We start from the raw sequence: 4,874 nt of genomic DNA, 5'->3' as shown, positions 1-4,874 counted from the left end.
GGGCCTTTCCATCTTTATACAATATTAACGCCCCGGCCCCAAAGCTTTATCCCGCCCTAACGGCCGAAGGGGTATCATAATATCAGAAGATGGGGGAGGAGGCGGATGGAAGTGCTGATTGCCGCGGGGCTGCTGTTCATCGGAGCGGTCGGGTTTCTCTGCGCGCGCGGGATGGATCGGTTTATGGACGAAAGCCGCCGCCCGCGCTGGAACGCCCGCAGGGCGCGTCCGGCGGGCGCCGTGATCTTCCTGACGCACGGCCCGGTGCAGAAATAGGGATTGGGAAAGGCCCGGGGCGAAGGCTCCGGGCCTTTTTTGCGTCCGCGCGCCGCCGGGGCAATTTCCATCTCCTGCTTTTCTTCGGGCGGCGCGCATGCTATAATACTACAATAAGCGCAGACAATCGGCGCCGGCAAATTGCGGCCGCGGCGGCGCCGGGCGATTAGGAACGTTTCCGGACGCCCATGCTTTTGACGGGGCGCCGCGCGGCGCGGACATTCTATCACGATGGGAGAATCACGATGTTTCATATCGGCGGAAATTTCCTCACCAGCCTGCTTTCGCTGGGCGTCTATCTCTTGCAGTCCTACGCGATCTACCGGCTCGCGGTCGTGCGCGGCCTTCCGAATCCCTTTTTCGCGTTCATCCCCTTCTTCCAGCTCTTCATGCTCGGGCAGATCGGAGACTCGATGAAGCACCTCAACAGCAGGATCTACGACGTGTTCGCCGGCGTTCCGCTCGCCTACGCGCTGCCGATCGTCTCGGTCGCCTTGGTGCTGCTGCGCTACCCCTTCAGCACGCTGGCGGACCTGCTCGTGAGCGTGGGCACGCTGGTGGTCTACTACCTTGTCTTTTATTTTTACGCGCGCAGGCAGTGCGTGCTCTTCACAGTTATCGCCGGCCTGCCCACGATCGTGAGCGTCCTGGCGATCCTCTCGCTCATGCCGCTGGTCGGCGGGGTGTTCGTCTATGCGGCGGGCATCCTTGCGATCGCGTCGGTGATCACGCCGGTCGCCGGCCCGCTGCTGATCCTCTACAGCATTCGCGGCTACCGGATGTACCGCTGAATTTCCGGATGGAAAGCCCCCGGCGTGCCGGGGGCTTTTCTTTGTCTTAATTCCACAAAACAAAGCGGGGCAATCTGGAAAATATCGTATAATCGCTTGCCTGCGACTTTATCTCTCCCGGGAATTGTAGTATACTGGAAAAAAGAAGCGGGGCCCCTTGACATGGGAGGAGGAAATAAAATGAAGAACATCCTGTTTGTCGCATCGGAATGCGTGCCGTTTATCAAGACGGGAGGACTGGCCGACGTGGCCGGCGCGCTGCCCAAGGCGCTCGACAAAAGCCGCTACGATGTGCGCGTCGTCCTGCCCGACTATACCTGCATTCCCGAAAAATACCGGAGCCAGTTTGAATACGTAAACAGCTTCCAGATGGAGCTGGGCGGGCTGGGACGCGTCTATGTGGGCATCATGACCTGCCGGGTGGAAGGCATCACCTATTATTTCATCGACAACGAGCACTATTTCGGCGGCGACAAGCCCTACGGCGACCTGCTGTGGGACATCGAGAAGTTCTGCTTCTTCTCCAAGGCCGCCCTTTCGATTTTGCCGACCGTCGGATTCCGTCCCGATGTCATCCACTGCCACGACTGGCAGGCGGGGCTGGTGCCCGTCTTCCTGCACGAGATGTTCAAGGACAATCCCTTCTACCGCGGCATCCGCACCGTCGTGACGATCCACAACCTGCGCTTCCAGGGGGTTTGGGACATCCCCGCGATGAAGCGGTTTACCGGCCTGCCGGACCGGGCGTTCACCCCCGACCGGCTCGAGTTCCACCGGGACGCCAACATGCTCAAGGGCGGGCTCGTCTACGCCGACCGGATCACGACGGTCAGCGGCACCTACGCGTGGGAAATCCAGCAGCCCTCCTTCGGCGAGGGGCTCGACGGCCTGCTGCGCGCCAAGAGCGGCACCCTCAGCGGCATCCTGAACGGCATCGACTACGAGATCTACGACCCGGTGACCGACCGGAAGCTCTACGCGAACTACGATAAAAACGGCGTGCGCCAGGGCAAGGCTGCCAACAAGGCCGCGCTCCAGCGGGAGCTGGCGCTGCCCGAGGACCCCGAGGTGATGATGGTCGGCATGATCACCCGGCTGACCGACCAGAAGGGGCTCGACCTCGTGGAGCGGGTGATGGACTGGCTGCTCACCTCGCGGATCCAGCTGGTTATCATCGGCACGGGCGACAGGAAATACGAGGACCTCTTCCGCCGCTACGAGTGGGAGCGCAAGGAGAAGGTCTCCGCCAACATCTACTTCAACGACGACCGCGCCCACAAGCTCTACGCGGCCGCCGACGCGATGCTGATGCCCTCCCTCTTCGAGCCCTGCGGCCTCACCCAGCTGATCTCGCTGCGCTACGGCACGGTGCCCATCGTGCGGGAGACGGGCGGCCTCAAGGACACGGTCGAGCCCTACAACGAGTACGTCCAGACAGGGACCGGCTTCTCCTTCGCGAACTACAACGCGCAGGAGATGCTCGACACGATCTTCTATGCGGAGCGGGTCTTCTACGACGCCCGTTCCTGCTGGGACGCGATGGTGCGGCGCGGCATGGAGCGGGACTTCTCCTGGCGCAGCAGCGCGCAGGCGTACCAGGCCCTCTACGATCAGCTCGGCTGAATATTGGTGAAAAAAGCCTCCGGAGCCTTACGGCTCCGGAGGCTTTTTTAGCGCGAATGAAAACATGATAATTGTAAACTATAATATTAATTTTAGTTTACAATCGTAAAAACTTGTGCTATACTGTCCGTGACAGGGGGGATATTTATGGCGCTCAAAGAGGAACTGCTCCGCTATCTGGAGGAGCACAGGGACGCGCCCGTCTCCGGCCAGCTGCTGGCGGAGCGGCTTTCGGTGTCCCGCGCGGCGGTCTGGAAGGCGGTCAGGAGCCTCGAGGAGGAGGGACACCGCATCACGGCGGCCACCAACCGGGGCTACCAGCTCGAGGCGGCCAGCGACATGCTGACCGCGCAGGGGGTTCGCTGCCACCTGCGTCCGGAATACCGCGGCTGTGCCGTGCTGGTGGAAAAGCGGGTCGGCTCGACCAACACGCAGGCCAAAAAGCTGGCGGCGGACGGGGCGGCCGGCCGAACCATCCTGCTCGCCGACGAACAGACGGCGGGCAGGGGACGGATGGGGCGCGGCTTCTATTCCCCGGCGCAGACGGGCGTCTACATGAGCCTGCTGCTGCGGCCCGAAATGGACAGCGCGCAGCTCCCGGTCATCACCGTCGCGGCGGCCGCGGCCGTCTGCGAGGCGGTCGAAGCGCTGACCGGACTGGAAACGCGGATCAAATGGGTAAACGACGTGCTGGTGGGCGGCAGGAAGGTCTGCGGCATCCTGACCGAGGCGGCCGGCGACTTTGAGAGCGGCCGGATCGAGAGCGTGATCGTCGGCGTCGGCGTCAACGTCAAAACGCCGCCCGCCCTCTTCCCGGCGGAGCTGCGTGAGATCGCGGGTTCGCTGCTGCCCGCGAGCGTCTCCCGCAACCGGCTTGCCGCCGAGATCGCAAACCGGCTGTTCGACTATGCCGCCGACCTGCCGGGACGGGCCTATCTCGAGCCCTACCGGCGGCGCCTGATGGTTTTGGGGAAGCGCGTCCGCTTTTACCGGGAGGGCGTGTGGCAGAGCGGGAAAGCGGTCGGGCTCGACGATGACGGCTGCCTTGAGGTAGAAACCCCGTCGGGCGCGGTTCTGCTGCGCGCCGGGGAGATTCGGATGGAGGGGGAATCGACATGACAACCGCCGTGAAGACCCGCGGGCTCGTGCTGTGCGGGCTCTTTTCCGCCCTCATTGCGATCGGGGCGTTTTTGCAGGTGCCGGTCCCGTTCATGGACTACTTCACTTTGCAGTTCCTGTTCGTCACGCTGGCGGGCATGCTGCTCGGCTCCCGGAGGGGGAGCCTTGCCGCAGCGGTCTATGTGGCCGTTGGGCTGGCGGGAATCCCGGTGTTCGCGGCGGGCGGCGGCATCCAGTATGTCTTCCGGCCGAGCTTCGGCTACCTGCTCGGGTTTATCGCCGCAGCGTGGCTCACCGGACGGATCTGCGAGCGGACGGGGGCTGGCCGGTTCAGGCAGTTCCTGCCCGCCGCCTTCGCGGGAATGGCGGTCACCTACGCGGTCGGCTTCCTCTACAAATTTCTGATTCTCAACTACTATCTTGGCCAGCCGACCCCGCTTGCGGTCGTCTTCCTCTCCGCCTTCCCGCTGGACATGCCGGGGGACGCGGTGCTGTGCGTCGCCGCCTCGGGGCTTGCCGGACGTCTGCGGGCCGCGCTGGGAAAGGAGCATCTGCTGTGATTACAAAGCTGAAGGAACGGGTCCTCGCGGGCGGAACCGTCTCCCGGACGGAGGCGCTGCGCCTCGCAAGCGAGGCGCAGCTGGAGCCGCTCTGCCGGGCGGCGGACGAGATCCGCCGCCGGCTGTGCGGCAGCCAGTTCGACCTCTGCGCGATCATCAACGGAAAGTGCGGGCGCTGCTCGGAGGACTGCCGGTACTGCGCGCAGTCGGCCCATTACCCGGCGGAGGTGGAAAGCTATCCGCTGCTCGGCGCGGAACCGATCGTCCGGCGTGCGCGGTCCGACTGTGAACGGGGCGTGCTGCGCTTTTCGGTCGTGACCTCGGGGCGGACGCTCTCGGAGGAGGAGACGGACGCGGCCTGCGAAGCGTACCGGGAGATTGGCGCGCGGTGCGGGATTGCCCGCTGCGCCTCCCACGGACTGCTGAGTTACGGCCAGCTCGCGCGGCTGCGGGAGGCGGGCGTGACCCGTTACCACTGCAATCTGGAGACCTCCCGCAGGAACTT

Annotated in this window: 6 protein-coding genes; all 6 read left to right on the top strand. The window is 64.0% G+C overall.

Translation table 11 applies throughout. From position 1 onward, the window contains the following. Positions 1–105: 105 nt before the first annotated feature. Entirely contained in the window at positions 106–276 is a 171-nt protein-coding gene (locus tag RDM88_RS11825; RefSeq protein ID WP_308755031.1) for a hypothetical protein, read from the top strand. Between the two features lie 245 nt (positions 277–521). Then, positions 522–1,067 carry a hypothetical protein gene (locus RDM88_RS11820; protein ID WP_308755030.1) on the top strand — a complete coding sequence of 182 codons (546 nt, stop codon included), beginning with the start codon at positions 522–524 and terminating at the stop codon, positions 1,065–1,067. A gap of 180 nt (positions 1,068–1,247) precedes the next feature. Then, on the top strand, positions 1,248–2,690 hold the full coding sequence (glgA, locus tag RDM88_RS11815) for a glycogen synthase GlgA (RefSeq protein ID WP_308755029.1): 1,443 nt from the start codon (positions 1,248–1,250) through the stop codon (positions 2,688–2,690). A gap of 147 nt (positions 2,691–2,837) precedes the next feature. Further along, complete coding sequence (locus RDM88_RS11810) at positions 2,838–3,809, top strand: biotin--[acetyl-CoA-carboxylase] ligase (RefSeq protein WP_308755028.1); 972 nt, start codon at positions 2,838–2,840, stop codon at positions 3,807–3,809. Beyond that, positions 3,806–4,369, top strand: a complete 564-nt coding sequence (locus RDM88_RS11805; protein ID WP_308755027.1) for a biotin transporter BioY — start codon at positions 3,806–3,808, stop codon at positions 4,367–4,369. The genes RDM88_RS11810 and RDM88_RS11805 overlap by 4 nt, the downstream gene beginning before the upstream one ends. Further along, positions 4,366–4,874 (top strand): radical SAM protein (locus RDM88_RS11800; protein WP_374045465.1); only part of this gene is annotated, 509 nt, incomplete at its 3' end. The genes RDM88_RS11805 and RDM88_RS11800, both read left to right, overlap by 4 nt.

The organism is uncultured Anaerotruncus sp., assembly GCF_902490045.1.
In the GTDB taxonomy this organism is placed as follows: domain Bacteria; phylum Bacillota; class Clostridia; order Oscillospirales; family Ruminococcaceae; genus Anaerotruncus.
This window is presented reverse-complemented; position numbering and strand designations above follow the sequence as displayed.

What these genes read in the sequence shown, in the direction of transcription:
- RDM88_RS11825 (WP_308755031.1), top strand. Translation starts at nt 106, where the DNA reads ATGGAAGTGCTGATTGCCGCGGGGCTGCTGTTCATCGGAGCGGTCGGG.
- RDM88_RS11820 (WP_308755030.1), top strand. Translation starts at nt 522, where the DNA reads ATGTTTCATATCGGCGGAAATTTCCTCACCAGCCTGCTTTCGCTGGGC.
- glgA (WP_308755029.1), top strand. Translation starts at nt 1,248, where the DNA reads ATGAAGAACATCCTGTTTGTCGCATCGGAATGCGTGCCGTTTATCAAG.
- RDM88_RS11810 (WP_308755028.1), top strand. Translation starts at nt 2,838, where the DNA reads ATGGCGCTCAAAGAGGAACTGCTCCGCTATCTGGAGGAGCACAGGGAC.
- RDM88_RS11805 (WP_308755027.1), top strand. Translation starts at nt 3,806, where the DNA reads ATGACAACCGCCGTGAAGACCCGCGGGCTCGTGCTGTGCGGGCTCTTT.